Source organism: Streptosporangium sp. NBC_01639 (assembly GCF_045209755.1).
Classification (GTDB): Bacteria; Actinomycetota; Actinomycetes; order Streptosporangiales; family Streptosporangiaceae; genus Streptosporangium.
Genome location: NZ_CP109272.1, coordinates 4162702 through 4184011, shown reverse-complemented (window position 1 = coordinate 4184011; position 21310 = coordinate 4162702). Strand labels below are relative to the sequence as shown.

Annotated in this window: 17 protein-coding genes and 1 tRNA gene; 15 read left to right on the top strand and 3 right to left on the bottom strand. The window is 70.0% G+C overall.

Features of this window, described 5'->3' with window-relative positions:
• The first annotated feature begins 25 nt into the window (after positions 1 to 25).
• The 6 genes from OHA77_RS18970 to OHA77_RS18945 all read left to right on the top strand — a co-directional run bounded on the left by OHA77_RS18970 (position 26) and on the right by OHA77_RS18945 (position 8100).
• Positions 26 to 1048, top strand: a complete 1023-nt coding sequence (locus OHA77_RS18970) for an ABC transporter permease (RefSeq protein ID WP_406319335.1) — start codon at positions 26 to 28, stop codon at positions 1046 to 1048.
• Entirely contained in the window at positions 1038 to 2102 is a 1065-nt protein-coding gene (locus tag OHA77_RS18965) for an ABC transporter permease (protein WP_406319334.1), read from the top strand. Before OHA77_RS18970 ends, OHA77_RS18965 begins: the two co-directional genes overlap by 11 nt.
• Positions 2103 to 2113: 11 nt before the next feature.
• Positions 2114 to 3199 (top strand): rhamnose ABC transporter substrate-binding protein, encoded by a 1086-nt coding sequence (rhaS, locus tag OHA77_RS18960; RefSeq protein ID WP_406319333.1) that lies wholly within the window; start codon positions 2114 to 2116, stop codon positions 3197 to 3199.
• A 111-nt stretch (positions 3200 to 3310) separates the two neighbouring features.
• The gene (gene rhaI, locus OHA77_RS18955; protein ID WP_326819342.1) at positions 3311 to 4486 is read left to right on the top strand and encodes an L-rhamnose isomerase; all 1176 of its coding nucleotides are present in this window, start codon (positions 3311 to 3313) and stop codon (positions 4484 to 4486) included.
• Positions 4487 to 4577: 91 nt separating this feature from the next.
• Positions 4578 to 6620, top strand: a complete 2043-nt coding sequence (locus OHA77_RS18950; RefSeq protein WP_406319332.1) for a bifunctional aldolase/short-chain dehydrogenase — start codon at positions 4578 to 4580, stop codon at positions 6618 to 6620.
• Between the two features lie 52 nt (positions 6621 to 6672).
• Complete coding sequence (locus tag OHA77_RS18945; protein WP_326819344.1) at positions 6673 to 8100, top strand: L-fucose/L-arabinose isomerase family protein; 1428 nt, start codon at positions 6673 to 6675, stop codon at positions 8098 to 8100.
• 198 nt (positions 8101 to 8298) lie between these two features.
• On the opposite strand, the gene OHA77_RS18940 is transcribed toward OHA77_RS18945, so the two are convergent.
• Positions 8299 to 9183, bottom strand: coding sequence for a glycosyltransferase family 2 protein (locus OHA77_RS18940; RefSeq protein WP_406319331.1), 885 nt, complete (start codon positions 9181 to 9183; stop codon positions 8299 to 8301).
• Positions 9184 to 9552: 369 nt separating this feature from the next.
• On the opposite strand from OHA77_RS18940, the gene kdpF reads away from it, so the two are divergent.
• The 8 genes from kdpF (at position 9553) to OHA77_RS18900 (ending at position 18754) form a co-directional block, all read left to right on the top strand.
• A complete protein-coding gene (gene kdpF, locus OHA77_RS18935; protein ID WP_037936924.1) occupies positions 9553 to 9642 on the top strand; it encodes a K(+)-transporting ATPase subunit F in 90 nt (29 codons plus the stop codon).
• Complete coding sequence (kdpA, locus tag OHA77_RS18930; RefSeq protein ID WP_406319330.1) at positions 9642 to 11303, top strand: potassium-transporting ATPase subunit KdpA; 1662 nt, start codon at positions 9642 to 9644, stop codon at positions 11301 to 11303. The genes kdpF and kdpA overlap by 1 nt, the downstream gene beginning before the upstream one ends.
• Positions 11303 to 13435 (top strand): potassium-transporting ATPase subunit KdpB, encoded by a 2133-nt coding sequence (gene kdpB, locus OHA77_RS18925; RefSeq protein WP_406319329.1) that lies wholly within the window; start codon positions 11303 to 11305, stop codon positions 13433 to 13435. Before kdpA ends, kdpB begins: the two co-directional genes overlap by 1 nt.
• Positions 13436 to 14308, top strand: a complete 873-nt coding sequence (locus OHA77_RS18920; protein ID WP_406319328.1) for a potassium-transporting ATPase subunit C — start codon at positions 13436 to 13438, stop codon at positions 14306 to 14308.
• Positions 14309 to 14313: 5 nt separating this feature from the next.
• Positions 14314 to 16872 (top strand): DUF4118 domain-containing protein, encoded by a 2559-nt coding sequence (locus tag OHA77_RS18915; protein ID WP_406319327.1) that lies wholly within the window; start codon positions 14314 to 14316, stop codon positions 16870 to 16872.
• Positions 16869 to 17537, top strand: coding sequence for a response regulator (locus OHA77_RS18910; RefSeq protein ID WP_406319326.1), 669 nt, complete (start codon positions 16869 to 16871; stop codon positions 17535 to 17537). The genes OHA77_RS18915 and OHA77_RS18910 overlap by 4 nt, the downstream gene beginning before the upstream one ends.
• Before the next feature lie 283 nt (positions 17538 to 17820).
• Positions 17821 to 18099 (top strand): hypothetical protein, encoded by a 279-nt coding sequence (locus OHA77_RS18905; RefSeq protein ID WP_406319324.1) that lies wholly within the window; start codon positions 17821 to 17823, stop codon positions 18097 to 18099.
• Positions 18092 to 18754, top strand: a complete 663-nt coding sequence (locus OHA77_RS18900) for a potassium channel family protein (protein WP_406319323.1) — start codon at positions 18092 to 18094, stop codon at positions 18752 to 18754. The genes OHA77_RS18905 and OHA77_RS18900 overlap by 8 nt, the downstream gene beginning before the upstream one ends.
• 114 nt (positions 18755 to 18868) lie before the next feature.
• On the opposite strand, the gene OHA77_RS18895 is transcribed toward OHA77_RS18900, so the two are convergent.
• On the bottom strand, positions 18869 to 20410 hold the full coding sequence (locus tag OHA77_RS18895; RefSeq protein WP_326826967.1) for an MDR family MFS transporter: 1542 nt from the start codon (positions 20408 to 20410) through the stop codon (positions 18869 to 18871).
• A gap of 148 nt (positions 20411 to 20558) precedes the next feature.
• Between OHA77_RS18895 and OHA77_RS18890 the strand changes: the two genes are divergently transcribed.
• A complete protein-coding gene (locus tag OHA77_RS18890; RefSeq protein ID WP_406319322.1) occupies positions 20559 to 21143 on the top strand; it encodes a TetR/AcrR family transcriptional regulator in 585 nt (194 codons plus the stop codon).
• Positions 21144 to 21228: 85 nt separating this feature from the next.
• Here OHA77_RS18890 and OHA77_RS18885 read toward each other — a convergent pair.
• Positions 21229 to 21302: transfer RNA gene (locus tag OHA77_RS18885), tRNA-Pro, on the bottom strand.
• Positions 21303 to 21310: the final 8 nt, after the last annotated feature.

The following is a 21310-nucleotide window of genomic DNA, read 5'->3' as shown; positions in this document are numbered from 1 at the left end:
TCGCGCGCCCGGCGGAGGGGGCCGTATGAGCGTCGTCACCGCCGGGCGGAGCACCCGGGGCGTGGTGGACCTGGTCTTCCGGGCCCGTGAGCTCAGCATCGTGGCCGCGCTGGCCGTGCTGGTCGCGGTGACCGCGAGCGTCAACGGCAACTTCCTGTCCGGCCAGGGCATGAAGGACATCTTCCTCAACGCCTCCATCCTGGTGCTGCTCGCCGTCGGCCAGTCCGTGGTGGTCATCACCCGCAACATCGACCTGTCCGTCGGCTCGGTGGTCGGCCTGGTGGCCTTCACCGTCGGTGACTTCCTCGCCGCCGACCACGGGCGGGGCATCGCCTTCGCGATCGTGCTGGGCGTGGCCATCGGCGCGCTCTGCGGCCTGGTCAACGGCCTCCTGGTCAGCTTCGGCCGGGTCCCGGCGCTGGTGGTGACCCTCGGCACGCTGTACGTGATCCAGGGGCTCGACCACTTCATCGCACACGGCCGGCAGATCAACGCGGTGGACCTGCCTCCCGCGCTGCTGTCCCTGGGCAACGGCACGGTGCTCGGCGTGCCGTACCTGCCGGTGATCGCCGTCGTGGCGATGCTGGCCGTCGGCTACTACCTGCGCTCCTACCCCTCGGGCCGGGACTTCTACGCGATCGGCTCCAGCCCGGAGGCCGCCGGTCTGGCGGGCATCCCGGTGCGCCGCCGGGTGATGGGGGCCTACCTGTTCAGCGGCGCCCTCGCGGGTCTGGCCGGGGTGCTCTGGCTGTCCCGGTTCGGCACGGTGGTGGCCGATGCCGCCAACGGCTGGGAGCTCCAGGTGGTCAGCGCCGTCGTGGTCGGCGGCGTGGCGATCACCGGCGGTGTCGGCACCGTGTACGGCGCGGCCCTCGGCGCGCTGCTGCTCACCACGATCACCAGCGCGCTGGTCGTGCTCAAGGTCAACCCGTTCTGGCAGCAGGCCATCACCGGCGCGCTGCTGCTCCTGGCGATCAGTGTGGACCGGCTGCTCGCGCTGCGGGTGGCCCGGATACTGCGGAGGAGGAACGCCCGCCATGGCTCCTGACGTGACGACCGCGGAGCCCGCGGACGGGGTGTGGGCCCCGGCGCCCGCCGGGCACGGCCGGCGCCCGTTCGGCCGGTTCCTCCGCTGGGACGTGCTGGTCGGCGTGCTGCTGGTGCTCGTCTTCCTCGGCGGCTCGGCCGGATCGCCCGGCTTCGCGAGCATCGACAACCTGTCCTTCGCCCTCGGCGACCTCGGGGAGATCGCCCTGATCGCGCTGGCGATGACCATGCTGGTGGTCGCCGCCGAGGTGGACCTGTCGGTGGCCTCGGTGCTCGGTCTGTCCAGCGCGCTGGTCGGCGCCCTCTGGGACGCGGGCTGGGCGATCGAGACGATCATCCCGCTGGTGATCGTGGTCGGTGCGGTGTGCGGCCTGGTCAACGGGCTGCTCGTGACCCGGCTGGGGCTGCCCTCGCTGGCGGTGACGATCGGCACGCTGGCGCTCTACCGGGGCCTCGCCTACGTCGTCCTGGGCGACCGGGCGATCGCCGAGTTCCCCCAGCAGTACGCCGACCTCGCCGTCGGCGACGTGCCGGGCACCCCGATCCCGTATCCGGTCATGCTCTTCGTCGTGCTGGCGGCGGTCACCGGGGTGGTGCTGCACGCCACCGGTTTCGGCCGGTCGCTGTTCGCGATCGGCGCGCAGCAGGAGGCCGCGCTGTTCGCCGGCATCCGGGTCAAGCGGATCAAGCTCATCCTGTTCGTGCTGTCGGGCACCGTCGCCGCCTTCGCCGGTGTCGTCTACACCCTGCGGTACGGCAGCGCCCGTGCCGACAACGGGGCCGGGCTGGAACTGGCCGTGATCGCGGCCGTCCTGCTCGGCGGCGTCGACTTCGACGGAGGCAAGGGCACCCTCGGCGGCGTCATCGCCGGTGTGCTGCTGATCGGGCTGCTCCGCAACCTGCTCATGCTCAACGACGTGTCGACCGAGATCCAGTCCATCGTCACCGGTCTGCTCCTGATCATCTCAGTGATCACTCCGCGTCTTGTCGCCGCGGTGGGGCAACGCCGGCGCAGTGCATCACCCACCTCATCGCCCGCACCCCCCGAATCCTGAGGAAAACGCCGATGCTCACTTTCCCACGGAGGTTCGCCTCGACGGCGGCTCTGCTCACCATGGTCTCGCTCGGTCTGACGGCCTGCGGCGGCACCACCAAGGACTCCGCCCCGCAGGGCGGCGGCACCGGGGCGTCGGCCGCCGCGCCGGCCTCGGCCGACCCGAGCGCCCCACTCAAGGAAGGCCTGAAGCTCGCCTTCCTGCCCAAGCAGATCAACAACCCGTACGAGACGATCGTCGACAAGGCGGGCATCGAGGCGGCCAAGGAGTACAAGGGCGAGGCCAAGGAGGTCGGCCCATCCGACGCCTCCGCCTCCTCGCAGGTCTCCTACGTCAACACGCTGATCCAGCAGCAGCAGGACGCCATCCTGATCGCGGCCAACGACGCCAACGCCGTCTGCGGCCCGCTCAAGCAGGCCATGGCCAAGGGCATCAAGGTCGTCTCCTACGACTCCGACGCCGCCAAGGACTGCCGGAACCTGTTCATCAACCAGGCCGATTCCGAGGACATCGGCCGCAGCCAGGTCAAGATGCTGGCGGACATGATCGGCAGCAAGGGCGAGATCGCGATCCTGTCGGCCACGGCCAACGCGACCAACCAGAACACCTGGATCGATTTCATGAAGGACGAGCTCACCAAGCCCGAGTACAAGGACATGAAGCTGGTCAAGGTCGCCTACGGCGACGACGACGACCAGAAGTCCTTCCAGGAGACCCAGGGCCTGCTCCAGGCCTACCCGGACCTCAAGGGCATCATCTCCCCGACCACGGTCGGCATCTCGGCCGCGGCCCGCTACATCTCCGGTTCCAAGTACAAGGGCAAGATCACCCTGACCGGTCTGGGCACCCCGAACCAGATGCGCGAGTTCGTCAAGGACGGCACCGTGCAGCAGTTCGCGCTCTGGAACCCCAAGGACCTGGGCTACCTGGCCAGCTTCGCCGCCGCTTCGCTCGCCTCGGGGCAGATCACCGGTGCCGAGGGCGAGAAGTTCACCGCGGGCAGGCTCGGTGAGTACACGGTCGGCAAGGACGGCGAGGTCATCCTCGGTGAGCCGTTCGTCTTCAAGGCCGACAACATCGACGAGTTCGACTTCTGACGGACGACGCAGTCGCGGCGTGCGTCCCATCCGCGCACGCCGTACCCCTATGAGGAGCCTGGACGTCCTCCCCGCCCTGAAGGCGGGGATGTCCAGGCTCAAGGAGATGTGATGAGTGACATCAAGGCCGCGCTGCGGGCGCAGGCCATCGAGACCCCGTCCTGGGCGTACGGCAACAGCGGCACCCGGTTCAAGGTGTTCGCCCAGCGGGGTGTGCCGAGGGATCCCTACGAGAAGCTGGCCGACGCGGCCCAGGTGCACGCCTTCACCGGGGCGGCACCGACGGTGGCGCTGCACATCCCGTGGGACAGGGTCGACGACTACGCCGACCTGGCCCGGCACGCCGCCGAGTTGGGCGTGCGGATCGGTGCGATCAACTCCAACGTCTTCCAGGACGACGACTACCGGCTCGGCAGCGTCACCAACCCCGATCCGGCGGTGCGGCGCAAGGCGCTGGACCACCTGCTGGCGTGCGTGGACGTGATGGACGCCACCGGGTCCGACACGCTGAAGCTGTGGTTCTCCGACGGCACCAACTACCCCGGCCAGGACGACATCCGCGCCCGGCAGGACCGATTGGCCGAGGCGCTGTCGGCCGTCTACGACCGGCTGGGTGCCGAACAGCGCTTCCTGCTGGAGTACAAGCTGTTCGAGCCCGCCTTCTACGTGACCGACGTGCCCGACTGGGGCACCGCCTACGCGCACTGCCTGCGGCTGGGCGAGCGGGCTCAGGTGGTGGTGGACACCGGCCACCACGCGCCGGGCACCAACATCGAGTTCATCGTGGCCTTCCTGCTCCGCGAGGGCAAGCTCGGCGGGTTCGACTTCAACTCCCGCTTCTACGCCGACGACGACCTGATGGTGGGGGCCGCCGACCCGTTCCAGCTCTTCCGGATCATGTACGAGGTGGTCCGCGGCGGTGCCCTCTCCGGCCGGTACGGCGGCGGCCCGGAGCAGGGGGTGGCGTTCATGCTCGACCAGTGCCACAACATCGAGCCGAAGATCCCCGGTCAGATCCGCTCGGTGATGAACATCCAGGAGGCCACGGCCAAGGCGCTCCTGGTCGACGCGGACGCGCTGGCGAAGGCGCAGGCTGAGGGCGATGTGCTGGGTGCCAACGCCGCGCTGATGGACGCCTACAACACCGACGTCCGGCCGCTCCTGGCCGAGCTGCGCCAGGAGACGGGCCTCGATCCCGACCCGATGGCCGCCTACGCCCGTTCCGGCCACTTCGAGAAGATCGCCGCCGAGCGCGTCGGCGGTACCCAGGCGGGCTGGGGCGCCTGATCCCCGCGCCCCGTCACGCCGGGTGTGTCCTGCGGCGGGGCGGGGACGGCACATCGTTAGAACACCGTTTATCCACTTGGGGGGATATTTCATGGCTTCATCGGTTGATGATCTGCTGCGGCGGTCGCGCGCGCTCGGCGCCGATCCGCGCAACACCAACTTCGCGGGCGGCAACACGTCGGCCAAAGGCGTGGCCGTCGACCCGGTGACCGGATCCGACGTCGAGCTGATGTGGGTGAAGGGCTCCGGCGGAGACCTCGGTACCCTGGCCGAGAGCGGCCTGGCCGTCCTGCGGCTCGACCGGTTGCGGGCGCTCACCGAGGTGTACCCGGGGGTGGAACGCGAGGACGAGATGGTCGCCGCGTTCGACTTCTGCGCCTTCGGCAAGGGCGGCGCGGCGCCGTCGATCGACACCGCCATGCACGGCCTGGTCGAGGCCGCACACGTGGACCACCTGCACCCGGACGCGGGCATCGCCATCGCCACCGCCGCCGACGGCCCGGAGCTGACGGCTCGGATCTTCGGTGACCGGGTGGTCTGGGTACCGTGGCGCCGCCCCGGATTCCAGCTCGGCCTGGACATCGCCGCGATCAAGGACGCCAACCCGCAGGCCGTCGGCTGCATCCTCGGCGGCCACGGCATCACCGCCTGGGGCGAGACCTCCGCCGAGTGCGAGGCCAACTCGCTGGACATCATCCGCACCGCCGAGGCGTACCTCGCCGAGCACGGCAGGCCCGAGCCGTTCGGCCCGGTGATCCACCAGCCGCTCGCGGAGGCCGTACGGCGGGAACGGGCCGCGGCGCTGTTCCCCCTCCTGCGGGGTCTGGCGAGCACCGACCTGCCGCAGGTCGGCCACTACACCGACACCCCCGAGGTCCTGGACTTCCTGTCCCGTGAGCGTCACCCCGGGCTGGCCGCGCTCGGCACCTCCTGCCCGGACCACTTCCTGCGCACCAAGGTCGCGCCGCTCGTGCTCGACCTGCCCGGCGACGCGCCCCTGGCGGACGTGGCCGTACGGCTCCGCGAGCTGCACGCCGCCTACCGGGAGGAGTACGCGGCCTACTACCACCGCCACGCCACGGTGGACTCGCCCCCGATGCGCGGCGCGGACCCCGCGATCGTGCTGGTCCCCGGGGTCGGCATGTTCTCCTTCGGCAAGGACAAGCAGACCGCCCGGGTCGCGGGCGAGTTCTACGTCAACGCGATCAACGTGATGCGCGGCGCCGAGGCGGTGTCGTCCTACGCCCCGATCGAGGAGGCGGAGAAGTTCCGCATCGAGTACTGGGAGCTGGAGGAGGCCAAGCTCCGCCGGATGCCCCCGGCCCGGCCGCTGGCCACCCGGGTCGCCCTGGTGACCGGCGGCGGCTCGGGCATCGGCGCCGCCACCGCACGGCGGCTCGCCGCCGAGGGCGCCTGCGTGGTCGTCGCCGACCGTGACCTCGCCGCCGCGGAGAAGGTCGCCGCCGAGCTCGGCGCCAAGGCCTACCGGCCCGAGGACGTCGCGACGGCCGTGGGAGTGGACGTCACCGACGAGGAGCAGGTGGTCGCCGCCGTACGGCAGGCGGTGCTGGCCTTCGGCGGAGTCGACCTGATCGTCAACAACGCCGGGCTGTCGCTGTCGCGGTCCCTGCTGGAGACCAGCGTCGCCGACTGGGACCTGCAGCACGACGTGATGGCCCGCGGCTCGTTCCTGGTCTCCAGGGAGAGCGCCCGCGTGATGATCGACCAGGGCATGGGCGGGGACATCGTCTACATCTCCTCCAAGAACGCGGTCTTCGCCGGGCCCAACAACGTCGCCTACGGCGCGGCGAAGGCCGACCAGGCGCACCAGGTCCGGCTGCTCGCCGCCGAACTGGGCGGGTACGGCATCCGGGTCAACGGCGTCAACCCCGACGGCGTGGTCCGCGGCTCCGGGATCTTCGCCTCCGGCTGGGGCGCCAACCGGGCGGCGGTCTACGGCGTGCCGGAGGACAAGCTCGGCGAGTTCTACGCCCAGCGGACCCTGCTCAAGCGCGAGGTGCTGCCCGAGCACATCGCCGCCGCGGTCTTCGCCCTCACCGGTGGGGAGCTGTCGCTCACCACCGGACTGCACATCCCCGTCGACGCCGGCGTCGCCGCGGCCTTCCTCCGGTGATTCCGGGATAGGTCCGCGAGATTCCCCGGTAATCCAGCGAGAGGAACATGTCATGAGCACCGAGCCGGCTCGGATCGCCGCCCCCCGCACCAGGGTGGGCCTCGTCGCCGGAGGCCTTGGCGCCTACTGGCCGCAGTTCCCCGATCTGCTGCCGCAGCTCCAGCGGTCGGCCGAGCGGGTCTCGGAGCGGATGCGCGAGCTCGGGTGCGACGTGGTGGACGTCGGCTTCGTCTCCGACGCGCAGGAAGGCGCCGCCGCGGCGGAGAAGCTGCGCGTCGCCGGCTGCGACATCATCGTGGGTTTCCTCACCACGTACATGACCGCCACCATGCTCCTCCCGGTCGCGCAGCGCAGCGGCGCACCGGTGCTGCTGATCAACCTGCAGCCGACCGAGTCGATGGACCACGCCGGCTTCGACACCGGTCAGTGGCTGGCCTACTGCGGCGCCTGCCCGCTGCCGGAGATGGCCAACACCTTCATCCGCTCCGGCATCCCGTTCCGCTCGGTCTCCGGCTATCTGGAGGACGAGCGGGCCTGGACGAAGATCGGGCGCTGGGTGAAGGCGGCCGGGGTGCGGGCCGCCCTCCGGCGCGGGCGGCACGGCCTGATGGGCCATCTCTACCCGGGCATGCTCGACGTGGCCACCGACCTCACCCTGGTCTCGGCGAACCTCGGCGGCCACGTCGAGGTGCTGGAGTTCGACGACCTGCGGGTACGGGTGGAGAAGGTGACCGACACCGAGGTCAAGGAGCGGATGGGCCTGGCCCGGGACGTCTTCGAACTGGCCGACACGGTCAACGACGACGACTTCTCCTGGGCGGCCCGGGTCTCGGTCGGTCTGGACCGGCTCGTCGACGACTTCGCCCTCGACAGCCTGGCCTACTACCACCGGGGGCTGGACGGCGAGATCCACGAGCGGCTCGGCGCCGGGATGATCCTCGGTGCCTCGCTGCTCACCGCCCGCGGCGTCCCGTCCGCCGGGGAGTACGAGCTGCGCACCTCACTGGCCATGTTGATCATGGACCGCCTCGGCGGGGGCGGCTCGTTCACCGAACTGCAGGCGCTCGACTTCACCCGGGGACACGTCGAGATGGGCCACGACGGGCCCGCCCACCTCGCCATCAGCTCGCGGCGGCCGCTCCTGCGCGGGCTGGGCGTCTACCACGGCAAGCGCGGCTGGGGCGTGTCCGTCGAGTTCGACGTCACGCACGGCCCCGTCACCGCGTTCGGGCTGCTGCACCGGCCGGACGGCCGGTTCGGCTTCGTCGCCTCCGAGGGCGAGGTCGTCGACGGACCGCTGCTGCGGATCGGCAACACCACCTCCCGGGTCGACTTCGGCTGCGACCCCGGCGAATGGACCGACGCCTGGAGCGCCACCGGGATCTCCCACCACTGGGCCCTCGGCACCGGCCACCGAATCGCCGAACTGCGCGCGGTGGCCGACCTCCTCGGCGTCGACCTGATCGAGGTGAAGCCGTAACCTCCAGGGCCCCAGGCCCGGAGCACCACTGCGGGCCGGCGATGTGATCCTGCTAATCGTGGCGAGAACTACGGAGGGCTGGACGACACGGTGACAGGTGATGTGGGTGGACCTGCCGAATCCGAGACGTTCGACGTCGGCCGTGCCGACGTCGGACGTCTCGGGCAACGCCCGAATACCCCGGCCCTCTGGAGAGGCTCAAACAATCGGCGGGCGGCCGGCGCGGGCCAGTCGCAGCACGGTGGTCCAGGACATCGGCCGGCGCTGTCCGTACCCGCCCTTGAGACCTTCCCGTAGACCGGCGAACCAGACGGCGAGGTTCGCGCGGGACCGGATCCGGACGAGGCTGAGCAGAGTCCAGGTCGCCAGGTAGATGGGGATCAGGGGGGCGGGTAGCCGGCGGTAGGCGAGCCAGACGCGGTTGCGGGCGACGAGGCGGTAGTAGGAGGCGTGCCGGGCGGGGTCGGTGGCGGGGTGGTGGATGACGATGTCGGGCGCGTACCAGCCGGTGCGCCCGAGATCCCACAACCGCCAGGCCAGATCAACGCCTTCATGGAAGAGGAAGAAGTGGCCGGGCCAGCCGCCGGCCTGCTGGTAATCGGTGCGGCGTACGAGGACCACCCCTTCGGCCATGACGGTGACGGTGCCGGGCCGGGTGACGTCGCCGGCGCGCAGGCGCGGGACCCAGCGGCGCAGGGTGACACCGGTGTCGGGGTCGGCGATGCGGGGTTGGATGTAGGCGGCTTCAGGGTGGCGGCGGGCTTCGGTGACGAGCCGGGCGAGGATGTCGGAGGCGGGGAGGACGGCGTCGTTGTCGAAGAAGAACACGAACTCGCCGCAGCCCGGCCCGGCCAGGGCGTCCGCGCCGACGTTGCGGCCCTGGGGAATGCCTTCGTTGACGGGCAGGGTCACGGTGCGCACGCCGGCGGGCACCTGGTCGGGCTCTACCCCGTTGCCCACGATGACCACCCGTAGGTCGACGTCCTGCTGGACGAGGAGGGAGGCCATCGCCTGCGGGAACGCGGTGGGCCGATCGTTCATGGTGAGAACCACCACGTCAATGGTGGTCGTCGGGCTGGTCATCACGTCTCCCGGACGGGGTGGAGCACTCGTCGCGCAGGAGCGGTGCCACCTGCTGTTTTCCTCGTTTTAACTGGCTCACCCTAGCGCCGCGTCGGCCGAACGTCCCGCGGGCCGTCACCGGCCCGCCGCGCCGTGGCTTTTCCTGGCTCTGTGTAGGGGCGGCGTCAAAGCTTGGCGTCCGGGCGTATGGAACCCGTCAAGAAGCGCATTGCGCCGCAAAATCCACGATTTGCTCTCTATATGCCGCCGGTCTGGCGACAGGAACATTTCCGGATTTTGAGGAGTGAGGATGGCCGACGTCATCTTCGTCGTCCTGACGATCGCGATTTTCGCGATCTTCGGGCTCGTCGTGAAGGCGGTGGAGCGCCTGTGAGCGCTGTCAACGCCACCGGTCTCGTAGTGGCCGTCGGCCTGGTGATCTTCATGATCGCCGCCCTGCTCTTCCCGGAGCGCTTCTGATGAGCCCTACCTTCGCCGGGATCCTGTTCGTCGGATCCCTCGTCGTCGCGCTGGCTCTGGTGCACCGGCCCCTCGGCGACTACATGTACCGCGTCTACACCGGCACCCGGCACAACCCCGTCGAACGGGTGATCTACCGCTTGCTCGGCGTCCAGCCCGGCGCCGAGCAGCGGTGGAGCGTCTACGCCCGCAGCGTGCTGGCGTTCTCGGTGCTCTCGCTCCTGTTCCTGTACGGCCTGCAGCGCCTGCAGGACAAGCTGTTCCTCTCGCTGGGGATGCCCCCGGTCACCGACCACGTCGCCTGGAACACCGCGGTCAGCTTCGTGGCCAACACCAACTGGCAGGCCTATTCGGGCGAGTCCACGATGGGCCACCTGGTGCAGATGGCCGGCCTGGCCGTGCAGAACTTCGTCTCGGCCGCGGTCGGCATGGCCGTGGCGATCGCGCTGGTGCGCGGCTTCGCCAGGAACCGGAGCGACGGCCTCGGCAACTTCTGGGTGGACCTGGTCCGCGGCACGATTCGCATCCTGCTGCCCATCGCGTTCGTCGGCGCGATCGTGCTGGTGGCCGGCGGCCTGATCGAGAACTTCGCCGCCCCGCACACCGTGACGACCCTGACCGGCGGCCAGCAGGCGATCACCGGCGGCCCGGTGGCCAGCCAGGAGGTCATCAAGCTGCTCGGCACCAACGGCGGCGGCTTCTACAACGCCAACTCCGCGCACCCGTTCGAGAACGCCCAGGCGTGGACGAACTGGTTTGAGATCTTCCTGATCCTGCTCATCCCGTTCGCGCTGCCGCGCACCTTCGGCAAGATGGTCGGCCAGGTCAAGCAGGGCTACGCGATCGTCGCCGTGATGGCCACCCTCGCCATCGCGAGTGTCGTGCTGACCAACGTCTTCGAGCTGACCGGCGACGCCACCGTCCCGCAGGCCGTCGGGGCGGCACTGGAGGGCAAGGAGATCAGGTTCGGCGTGTCGAACTCCGCCACCTTCGCCACCGCGACCACGCTCACGAGCACCGGCGCGGTGAACTCCTTCCATGACTCCTTCACCCCGCTCGGCGGCATGATGACGATGGTCAACATGATGCTGGGCGAGGTCGCGCCGGGCGGCGTGGGCTCAGGCCTGTACGGCCTCCTCGTGCTGGCGGTGATCACGGTCTTCGTGGCCGGGCTCATGGTCGGCCGTACGCCGGAATATCTCGGCAAGAAGATCGGCGCCCGCGAGATGAAGCTCGCGTCGATGTACTTCCTGGTCGTGCCGGTCGTGGTGCTGCTCGGCACGGGCCTCGCCATGGGCTCGCCGGAGCAGCGAGCGAGCATGCTCAACAGCGGGCCGCACGGCCTCTCGGAGGTGCTCTACGCCTTCACCAGCGGTGCGAACAACAACGGCTCCGCCTTCGGCGGCCTCACCGTCAACACCCCGTGGTACGACGTCGCGATCGGTCTGGCCATGCTGTTCGGCCGGTTCCTACCGATCATCTTCGTACTCGCCCTGGCGGGGTCACTGGCCAAACAGGCACCGGTCCCGGCCTCGGCCGGCACGTTGCCCACGCACCGGCCACTGTTCGTCGGCATGGTCGTCGGCGTAACGGTCGTCCTCGTCGCCCTGACCTTCCTCCCCGCCCTGGCGCTCGGACCGCTCGCAGAAGGAATCCACTGATGTCCACTCCCGTGATCGAAGCGCCGGGCCACACCCCGGCCCCGCAGAAGCGGGTCGGTGGCGGCCTGCTCGATCCCAAACAGCTCGTCACGTCGCTGCCCGCCGCCCTGGTCAAGCTCAACCCCGTGCACATGTGGCGCAACCCGGTCATGCTGATCGTCGAGATCGGCGCGGTGTTCTCCACGGTGCTCGCGGTCGTCGATCCGTCGTTCTTCGCCTGGGCGATCGTCGTGTGGCTCTGGCTCACGGTAATCTTCGCCAACCTCGCCGAGGCGGTGGCCGAGGGCCGGGGTAAGGCGCAGGCCGCCACTCTGCGCGCCGCCAAGCGTGACACCACCGCCCGCAGGCTCGCGAAGCGGGACGACCCGTCCCGCTGGGACAGCATCGGCGCGCCCGAGCTCAAGCAGGGCGACTTCGTGATCGTCGAGGCCGGGGAGATCATCCCCGGTGACGGCGACGTGGTCGAGGGCATCGCCAGCGTCGACGAGTCGGCCATCACCGGCGAGTCCGCGCCGGTGATCCGCGAGTCCGGCGGCGATCGTTCGGCGGTCACCGGCGGCACCAAGGTGCTCTCCGACCGGATCATCGTCCAGATCACCCAGAAGCCGGGCGAGAGCTTCATCGACCGGATGATCGCCCTGGTCGAGGGCGCCAACCGGCAGAAGACGCCCAACGAGATCGCCCTCAACATCCTGCTGGCCGCGCTGACGATCATCTTCCTGGTCGCCACCGTCACCATGCAGCCACTGGCCATCTACTCCAAGGCCGACAACCCCGGCATCCCCGACTCCCTCGCGCTGAACGGCAACGGCGTCACCGGCATCGTGCTGGTCTCGCTGCTGGTCTGCCTCATCCCGACCACGATCGGCGCGCTGCTGAGCGCGATCGGCATCGCGGGCATGGACCGCCTGGTCCAGCGCAACGTGCTGGCCATGAGCGGGCGCGCGGTCGAAGCCGCCGGTGACGTCAGCACGCTGCTGCTGGACAAGACCGGCACCATCACCCTGGGCAACCGGCAGGCCTCGGAGTTCGTCCCGGCGCCCGGTATCTCCACCGACGAGCTTGCCACGGCCGCCCAGCTGGCCAGCCTCGCCGACGAGACACCCGAGGGGCGCTCGATCGTGGTCTACGCCAAGCAGGCGTACGGCCTGCGCGAGCGGCAGCCGGGCGAGCTGGCCCACGCCGAGTGGGTCCAGTTCACCGCCCAGACCCGGATGTCGGGCGTCAACGTCGACGGCCGCCAGGTCCGCAAGGGCGCCGCCACCGCGGTCATGAAGTGGGTCCGCGACCACGGCGGGCACCCGACCGACGAGGTCGGCTCCATCGTGGACGCCATCTCCGGCTCCGGTGGCACCCCGCTGGTCGTGGGCGAGGCGGTCGACGGCAAGGCCCGCGTGCTGGGCGTCATCCATCTCAAGGACGTCGTCAAGCAGGGCATGCGCGAGCGGTTCGACGAGATGCGCCGGATGGGCATCCGCACCGTCATGATCACCGGTGACAACCCGCTGACCGCCAAGGCCATCGCCGACGAGGCCGGGGTCGACGACTTCCTCGCCGAGGCCACCCCCGAGGACAAGCTCGCCCTGATCAAGAGCGAGCAGCAGGGGGGCCGGCTGGTCGCCATGACCGGTGACGGCACCAACGACGCGCCCGCGCTCGCCCAGGCCGACGTCGGCGTGGCGATGAACACCGGCACGTCGGCGGCCAAGGAGGCCGGCAACATGATCGACCTCGACTCCAACCCCACCAAGCTCATCGAGATCGTCGAGATCGGCAAGCAGCTGCTCATCACGCGGGGGGCGCTGACGACCTTCTCGATCGCCAACGACATCGCCAAGTACTTCGCGATCATCCCCGCGATGTTCGCCGCGGTCTACCCGGGGCTGGACGCGCTGAACGTCATGCGCCTGGCCAGCCCGCAGTCGGCGATCCTGTCCGCGGTGATCTTCAACGCCCTGGTCATCGTGGCGCTGATTCCGCTGGCGCTGCGCGGTGTCCGCTACCGCCCCTCCAGCGCCTCGAAGCTGCTCAGCCGCAACCTCTATCTCTACGGTCTGGGCGGCGTCGTCGTCCCGTTCATCGGCATCAAGATCATCGATCTTCTCATCCAGTTCCTTCCGGGGATGGCATAAATGGAACGCCTGCCCAGCTGGGTCCGCCAGCATCTCGCGGCACTGCGCGCAGTGCTCGTCCTCACCGTGATCCTCGGCGGGATCTACCCGCTGGTGGTCACCGGGGTCGCCCAGGCCGTCTTCAACGGCAACGCCAACGGCTCGATCATCCAGAAGGACGGCAAGGACGTCGGCAGCGCCCTCGTCGGCCAGAACTTCACCGACGCCGACGGCAAGGCGATCGGCAAGTATTTCCAGAGCCGTCCGTCGGCGGCCGGCGACGGCTACGACATGCTCTCCACCTCTCCCAGCAACCTGGGCCCCGAGGACATCGAAGATGTCCTGGCCGTCCCGGGCGCCAAGGACGACGAGGGCAACCCCGACACCGGTAAGCAGAGCCTGCTCACCCAGGTCTGCGCCCGCAGCATGGCCGTCGGCGAGCGGGAGGGCGTCAGCGGGGCCCGGCCGTACTGCACCTCCGACGGCGTGGGCGCCGTGCTGAAGGTCTTCCCGGCCGTCGGCACCGTCACCCGCGCGGTCAGCGTCAACCAGGCCTGCCCCGCCGCGCCGTTCATCGCCGACTACCAGGGCGTGAAGGTGGAGTGCGGCAAGCCCGGGGAAGACTACGCGGCCGGCCGTACCGTGCCGGTCCGGGGCGCCCAGACGGCGGCGGTGCCCGCTGACGCGGTCACCGCCAGCGGCTCCGGCCTCGACCCGCACATCTCGCCCGCCTACGCCGAGTTGCAGGCACCCCGCGTGGCCAGGGAACGCGGCCTGCCCGTGGGGAAGGTCGAGCAATTCGTCAAGGAGAACACCACCGGCCGCTCCCTCGGTTTCATGGGCGAGCCGGGCGTGAACGTCCTGAAGCTCAACCTGGCACTCGACAGAGGATGACCGGCGTGCCACGCGGACGGCTACGGGTCTATCTGGGTGCGGCCCCCGGGGTAGGCAAGACCTTCGCGATGCTCGGTGAGGGGCGCCGGAGGCTGGAGCGTGGCAGGGACGTGGTCGTGGGTCTGGTCGAGACCCACGGCCGGCCCCGCACCGCCGAGCTGATCGAGGGCATGGAGGTCGTCCCCCGCCGGACCCTGGTCCACCGGGGGACGAGCTTCACCGAACTGGACGTGGACGCGGTCATCGCGCGGGCGCCCCGGATCGCGCTGATCGACGAGCTGGCGCACACCAACGTGCCCGGTTCGAAGAACGCCAAGCGCTGGCAGGACATCGAGGAGATCCTCGACGCCGGGATCCACGTCGTCTCCACGGTCAACGTCCAGCACCTGGAGTCGCTGAACGACGTGGTCGAGCAGATCACCGGGGTGGCGCAGCGCGAGACCGTGCCCGACGAGGTGGTACGGCGGGCCGATCAGGTCGAACTGGTCGACATGTCACCCGACGCGCTGCGCCGCAGGATGGCGCACGGCAACGTGTACGCGCCGGAGAAGGTCGACGCGGCGCTGTCGAACTACTTCCGGGTGGGCAACCTGACCGCGCTGCGGGAGCTGGCACTGCTCTGGGTCGCCGGAAAGGTCGACGACCAGCTCGATCGTTACCGCGCCGAGCACGGCATCGCGGGGACCTGGGAGGCGCGTGAGCGGGTGGTGGTCGCGCTGACCGGCGGCCCGGAGGGGGAGACGCTGGTCCGGCGGGCCGCCCGCATCGCGGACCGGTCCAAGGGCGCCGACCTGCTGGCCGTGCACGTCACCCGGGCCGACGGCCTGGCCGGGGCCGATCCGGCGGGACTGGCACGCCAGCGCGCCCTGGTGGAGGACGTGGGCGCCACTTACCACCAGGTCGTCGGCGACGACATCCCGCGGGCGCTGCTGGACTTCGCCCGGGGGGTCAATGCCACCCAGCTCGTGCTCGGCGCCTCCCGGCGCGGCCGGTTCGCCCAGCTCCTCTCGCGGGGGGTGGGGGTCACGGCCACCGCGCTGTCCGGCTCCATCGACGTCCACATGATCACTCACGCCCAGGCGCACAAGGGGCGTGGTCCCGCCCGGTCCGGGGCGGCACTCACCCGCACCCGCAGGCTGGCCGGCTGGGTCGGCGCCATCGCCGGGGTGCCGATCCTCACCGCCGTGCTGATCCCCTTCAGGGAAACGCTGACGCTGCCCAGCGAGATCCTGTTCTTCCTGCTCATGGTCGTCGGTGTCGCCCTCATCGGCGGCATGTGGCCGGCCGTCACCGCCGCGGTCGGCGGCTCCCTCCTGCTCAACTACTACTTCACGCCGCCCCTCGGGACCCTGACGATCCACAATCCGGAGAACCTCTTCGCACTGGTCGTCTTCGTCCTGGTGGCCGTCATGGTGAGCGCCATCGTGGACGTGGCGGCGCGCCGGACGAGGGAGGCGGCGCGGGCGGGCGCGGACGCCGAGGTGCTGTCCACGCTGGCCGGGCACGTGCTGCGCGGCGAGGCGGCGCTGCCGTCCCTGCTGGCCCGGCTGCGCGAGACCTTCGCGCTGACCTCGGTCACCCTGCTGGAGCGGACCGGTCCGCCGGGCCCGGACGACCAGTGCGACCCGGAGGTGTGGCGGATCGTCGCGACCGCCGGGGCCGTCCCGTGCACCTGCCCGGGGACGGCCGACACCGACGTGGTCATCGACGAGACCCTGGTGCTGGCCGTGCGGGGCAGGCTGCTGGAGGCCTCCGACCGCCGGGTGCTGGAGGCGTTCGCCGCCGAGGCGGCCGTGGCGCTGCGCCAGGGCCGGCTGGAGGAGGAGGCCGGGCGGGCCAGGCCGCTGGCCGAGGCCGACAAGATGCGGACGGCGCTGCTGGCCGCGGTCAGCCACGACCTGCGTACCCCGCTCGCCGCGGCCAAGGCGGCCGTCGACAGCCTGCGCGCCACCGACATCCGGTGGAGCGGCGAAGACCGCGAGGAGCTGCTCGCCACGGCCGACGAGTCCCTGGTCAAGCTGGACCGGCTGGTGGCCAACCTGCTGGACATGAGCCGCCTGCAGGCCGGGGTGCTCGGGCTCACCCTCCAGCCGCTCGCGCTGGAGGAGATCATCCCGCCCGCGATCGACGACCTCGGGCACCTGTCCGAAAGGATCGACGGCCACGTCTCGATCGACCTGCCCGACATCGTCGCCGATCCGGCGCTGCTGGAGCGGATCCTGGTCAACCTCATGTCCAACGCCGTGCGCTACAGCCCGGCCGACCGGAAGGTCATCATCACCGCGAGCCGGTACGGCGAGCACGTCGAGATCCGCGTCGCCGACCACGGTCCGGGCATCCCGCCCGAGGCCTACGACCGGGTGTTCATGCCGTTCCAGCGGCTCGGCGACCGTGACAACCACACCGGTGTCGGCCTCGGCCTCGCGCTCTCCCGGGGGCTCGCGGAGGCCATGGGCGGCACCCTGCTACCGGAAGAGACACCAGGGGGAGGTCTCACCATGATCCTGACACTGCCCGTATCTTCGGGTGCGCACGCCGTACCCGCCCCTGTGGAGAGCGCGTGACCCGCATCCTCGTCGTCGACGACGAGCCCCAGATCCTGCGGGCGCTGCGGATCAACCTCCTCGCCCGGCACTACGAGGTCGCGGTGGCCGAGGACGGCGCCGCCGCGCTGCGGAAGGCCGCGGACTGGCACCCCGACCTGGTCGTCCTCGACCTCGGCCTGCCCGACATCGACGGAATCGATGTCATTCACGGGTTGCGCGGCTGGACTTCGGTCCCCATCGTGGTGCTCTCCGGCCGGACCGGCGGCTCGGACAAGGTGGACGCGCTCGACGCGGGTGCCGACGACTACGTCACCAAGCCGTTCAACATCGACGAACTGCTCGCCCGGGTCCGCGCGGTGACGCGGCGGACCGCCCTGCACGACTCCGAGCTCGCCCAGATCCAGGTCGGCGACCATGTCGTCGACCTGGTCGGGAAGACCGTCTCCGGCGGCGTGCGTCTGACGCCCACCGAGTGGCATCTGCTGGAGATCCTGCTGCGCAACCCCGGCAAGCTGGTCAGCCAGCGGCAGCTGCTGACCGAGGTGTGGGGGGCGAAGTATCTCAAGGAGACCCATTACCTGCGGCAGTACATGACCCAGCTGCGCAAGAAGCTGGAGCCCGACCCCGCCCACCCGGTGCACCTGCTGACCGAGCCGGGCATGGGTTACCGCTTCACACCGTGAGGCCCTGACCTCACGTCCGTCCGGAACGCACCGGAGGCGCCGGAACGGCGGCGCCCGGGAGTCCATGCGAGCGCACCGGCGTCAAACGCCATCGGAAATGGGAACTGCCGTTAAAAACCTGCGTGTCATCATCTTTCGTCTGCTGTTACGGTAGTGCGCGATGTGCCGGGAAGTCTGGTCGGCAATGGTGTTCGACGCCGGCTCGGACGGAGGTACCGGTGGCGCGGCGACTGGTTGAGCACCCGGTGGGTGGCTCTCGTCGGCCACGGCTGCCAGGAAGCTGATGGGGACCTCGCCACGGGCGTCAACCGGCGTGTCGCCGTCGGTCCGCCGCACGATCCTGTCCACGGCGGCGCCGTTCCCGGTCACCGGATCCGTGCCGGGTGTGATGCCCCCGGTGTCCGATGACGAGATCATCGGGGCGATGGCCGAGCCGGCCCTGTTCACGGTGTCGTTCCTCGACGGCAGGCGGATCGGCTGGAAGGACCCGCACAGCGCGCGGTGGCTGCCGGCCCGGGCGCTCTGCCGGGGTCTGCCGGAGGAGAGGACCATCGTTGGCTGACCATGGGAACGACCCCGTGGTGGTGATCGGGCTCGGCCGCTTCGGTAGCTCTCTCGCCCTGGAACTCGCCCGCCGGGGCACCGAGGTGCTGGCCATCGACAGTCGGCCCAAGATCGTACAGAGCATGGCCGGCCGCCTCACCCACGTCGTCACCGCCGACTCCACCGACCTGGAGGCACTGCGCCAGCTCGGTGTGCCGGATTTCTACCGGGCGGTCGTGGCCATCGGCACCGACCTGGAGGCCAGCATCCTGACCACCTCCCTGCTGGTGGAACTGGAGGTCGACGACATCTGGGCCAAAGCCGTCAGCCGCGAGCACGGCCGCATCCTGCAGCGCGTCGGCGCCCACCATGTGATCCTGCCCGAGCACGACATGGGCGAGCGGGTGGCGCACCTGCTGAACGGGCGGATGTTCGACTACATGGAAGTGGACGAGAACTACGCACTGGTCAAGACGCGTCCACCGCGCGAATACATCGGAATCCCGCTGGGCGAGTCCAACCTGCGCCGTAAGTACGGCGTGACCGTGGTCTGTGTCAAGGGCCAGGACGAGGAGTTCACCTATGCCGGGGCGGAGACGGTCCTGGCCTACGGCGACGTCATCGTCATCGCGGGCAAGATCGACCAGGTGGAGCGGTTCGCCGAACTGCCCTGAGGCCCCCGTGCCCACGGGTCCCCCGGCGGCTTCCCCGGGTCATCGGGGCGGGTGAGTCGCGCCGGAAGGCCGCGTCCCCGCGGGCGATGCGGGGACGCGGCCTTCCGGGTCCGGTCACGCGGGGGTGGCGACCTCCTGCTTGCCGGCCGGCTCGGGCAGGTCGAGGCTGTCGCGCAGCTTGGCGGGCTTGAGGAAGGCCGCGGCGATGAGGCCGACGGCGGCGATGGCGGCCGAGATGAGGAAGATGTGGCCGGTGGCGTCGCCGTAGGCGGCCCTGACGATCACCTTGATCGGCTCCGGCAGGGCGGCGATGTTCAGGCTGGCGCCGGCCGCCGCCCCACCGCCGCTGGTGGGAATGCCGGCCTTGGTCAGGCCTTCGGTGATGTTGGCGGCGACCTGGTTGGCCAGAACGGCGCCGAGTACCGAGACGCCGACGGTGCCGCCGAGTGAGCGGAAGAAGGTGACCGCACCGCTGGCGGCGCCGATCTCGCGCAGCGGGACGGTGTTCTGGATCACCAGCACGAGGTTCTGCATGGACATGCCGACCCCGATGCCGACGGCGAGCATGAAGATCGAGACCAGCACCAGCGGGGTCTCGTGGTCGATGGTGGCCAGGCCGGCGAAGCCGGCCAGCAGGACGACGAGGCCGACGAGGATGTACGGCTTGGTCTGGCCGCTCTTGGAGACCATCCTGCCGCTGATGGTGGAGGAGAACAGCACGCCGACCATCATCGGGATGGTCAGCAGGCCGGCGGTGGTGGGGCCGTAGCCCCGGCCGATCTGGAAGTACTGGCCGAGGAAGACCGAGCCGCCGAACATGGCCATGCCGACCGCGAGGCTGGCCAGGATGGCCAGCGCGGGGGTGCGGCGCCGGATGACGTGCAGCGGCACGACCGGCTCCCTGACCTTGGACTCGACCAGGGTGGCCAGGGCGAGCAGCACCACGCCGCCGCCGGCCATGGCCGCGGTCTGCCAGGACAGCCAGTCGAAGCTGTTGCCGACGAAGGTGACCCAGATGAGCAGGATGCTGACGCCGGCGGCGATGAGGGTGGCGCCCCAGTAGTCGATGCTCACGTTCTCGCGGCGCACGGTCGAGATGCGCAGGGTCTTGGCCAGCAGCGCGAAGGCGGTGACGGTGAAGGGCACGGCGATGAAGAAGCACCAGCGCCAGCCGAGCCAGGAGGTGTCGGCGATGAGGCCGCCGAGCAGCGGGCCGCCGACGGTGGCCACGGCCATGACGGCGCCGAGGTAGCCGTTGTAGCGTCCGCGCTCCTTGGGCGTGATCATGGCGGCGATGATGACCTGCGCGAGGATCTGCAGCGCGCCCATGCCGAGGCCCTGCAGGGCGCGGAAGGCGATGAGCTGCCCGGTGTTCTGCGCGAACCCGCAGGCCAGCGAGCTGACCATGAAGATCACGATGGCGATCTGGAGCAGCAGCTTCTTGTTGAACAGGTCGGCGAGCTTGCCCCAGATGGGGGTCGAGGCGGTCGAGGCCAGCAGGGACGCGGTGACGACCCAGGTGTACTGCGACTGGGTGCCGTCGAGTGCGCCGATGATCTGCGGCAGTGCCACCGAGACGATGGTGCTGCTGATCATGGCGACGAACAGGACGAGCAACAGGCCGCTGAGGGCTTCGAGGACCTGACGGTGGGTCATCGGCTCCGCCGCGGGCGGCGCCGCTGGCTGTGCGCTCACGCGCAAACTCCGATCTAGCGAGAAAGGGATACAACCCGGACACTTTACATGCCCAATGGGCAACTTTGCGCACTGGGCATTTATTCCCATTGGGTAAGCTGTCTGTATCATGGACAGCACAGCAGGGTTGCGCGAGCGCAAGAAGACCGAGACCCGCCAGGCCGTGCACGAGGCCACGCTGCGGCTCACCGTCGAGCACGGCCTGGACCATGTCACCGTCGAAGCCATCGCCGACGCCGCCAATATCTCCCGCCGGACGTTCTCCAACTACTTCGACAGCAAAGAAGACGCCCTGCTGTACGGAGATGAGCAGCGCCTGCGCGGGCTGGTGCAGCGGGTGCGCGACCAGCCGGCGGACCGATCCGCCTGGCAGGCGCTGTGCGACGCGCTGGAGAGCCTCTATGAGGAGACCGGCGGCCCCGACCGGGAATGGCATCTGCGCGCCCGGCTGGCCATGCGCCATCCTTCTCTGCTGGCCAAGCAACTGGCCAGCAGGATCCGGCTGGAGAACGAGCTGAGCCAGGCGGTGGCCGAGCGGGAGCGGCAGGGCGACAACAGCCCGGAGATGCTCACCGCCGCGTTCTTGACCGCCCTACGCCTCGCCACCCAGTGGTGGTGCGCCGAGCACGAGACGCGAACACTGCGCGAGCTCACCCGCCAGGCACTCGATCAGATCGCCCAGCCGTTCGGCTGACGCCGCGGCCCGGCGGAAGGGCGGTAAAATGATCAAGGGCCTGGTTCTCGTTGGAGAACCAGGCCCTTGAACTCGGGAATCAACGTCGGGGTGACAGGATTTGAACCTGCGACCTCTTCGTCCCGAACGAAGCGCGCTACCAAGCTGCGCCACACCCCGGTGCACGT

Coding starts and splice junctions, on each gene's coding strand:
- OHA77_RS18970 (WP_406319335.1), top strand. CDS start 26: ATGAGCGTCGTCACCGCCGGGCGGAGCACCCGGGGCGTGGTGGACCTG.
- OHA77_RS18965 (WP_406319334.1), top strand. CDS start 1,038: ATGGCTCCTGACGTGACGACCGCGGAGCCCGCGGACGGGGTGTGGGCC.
- rhaS (WP_406319333.1), top strand. CDS start 2,114: ATGCTCACTTTCCCACGGAGGTTCGCCTCGACGGCGGCTCTGCTCACC.
- rhaI (WP_326819342.1), top strand. CDS start 3,311: ATGAGTGACATCAAGGCCGCGCTGCGGGCGCAGGCCATCGAGACCCCG.
- OHA77_RS18950 (WP_406319332.1), top strand. CDS start 4,578: ATGGCTTCATCGGTTGATGATCTGCTGCGGCGGTCGCGCGCGCTCGGC.
- OHA77_RS18945 (WP_326819344.1), top strand. CDS start 6,673: ATGAGCACCGAGCCGGCTCGGATCGCCGCCCCCCGCACCAGGGTGGGC.
- OHA77_RS18940 (WP_406319331.1), bottom strand. CDS start 9,183: ATGACCAGCCCGACGACCACCATTGACGTGGTGGTTCTCACCATGAAC.
- kdpA (WP_406319330.1), top strand. CDS start 9,642: ATGAGCCCTACCTTCGCCGGGATCCTGTTCGTCGGATCCCTCGTCGTC.
- kdpB (WP_406319329.1), top strand. CDS start 11,303: ATGTCCACTCCCGTGATCGAAGCGCCGGGCCACACCCCGGCCCCGCAG.
- OHA77_RS18920 (WP_406319328.1), top strand. CDS start 13,436: ATGGAACGCCTGCCCAGCTGGGTCCGCCAGCATCTCGCGGCACTGCGC.
- OHA77_RS18905 (WP_406319324.1), top strand. CDS start 17,821: ATGGGGACCTCGCCACGGGCGTCAACCGGCGTGTCGCCGTCGGTCCGC.
- OHA77_RS18895 (WP_326826967.1), bottom strand. CDS start 20,410: ATGACCCACCGTCAGGTCCTCGAAGCCCTCAGCGGCCTGTTGCTCGTC.
- OHA77_RS18890 (WP_406319322.1), top strand. CDS start 20,559: ATGGACAGCACAGCAGGGTTGCGCGAGCGCAAGAAGACCGAGACCCGC.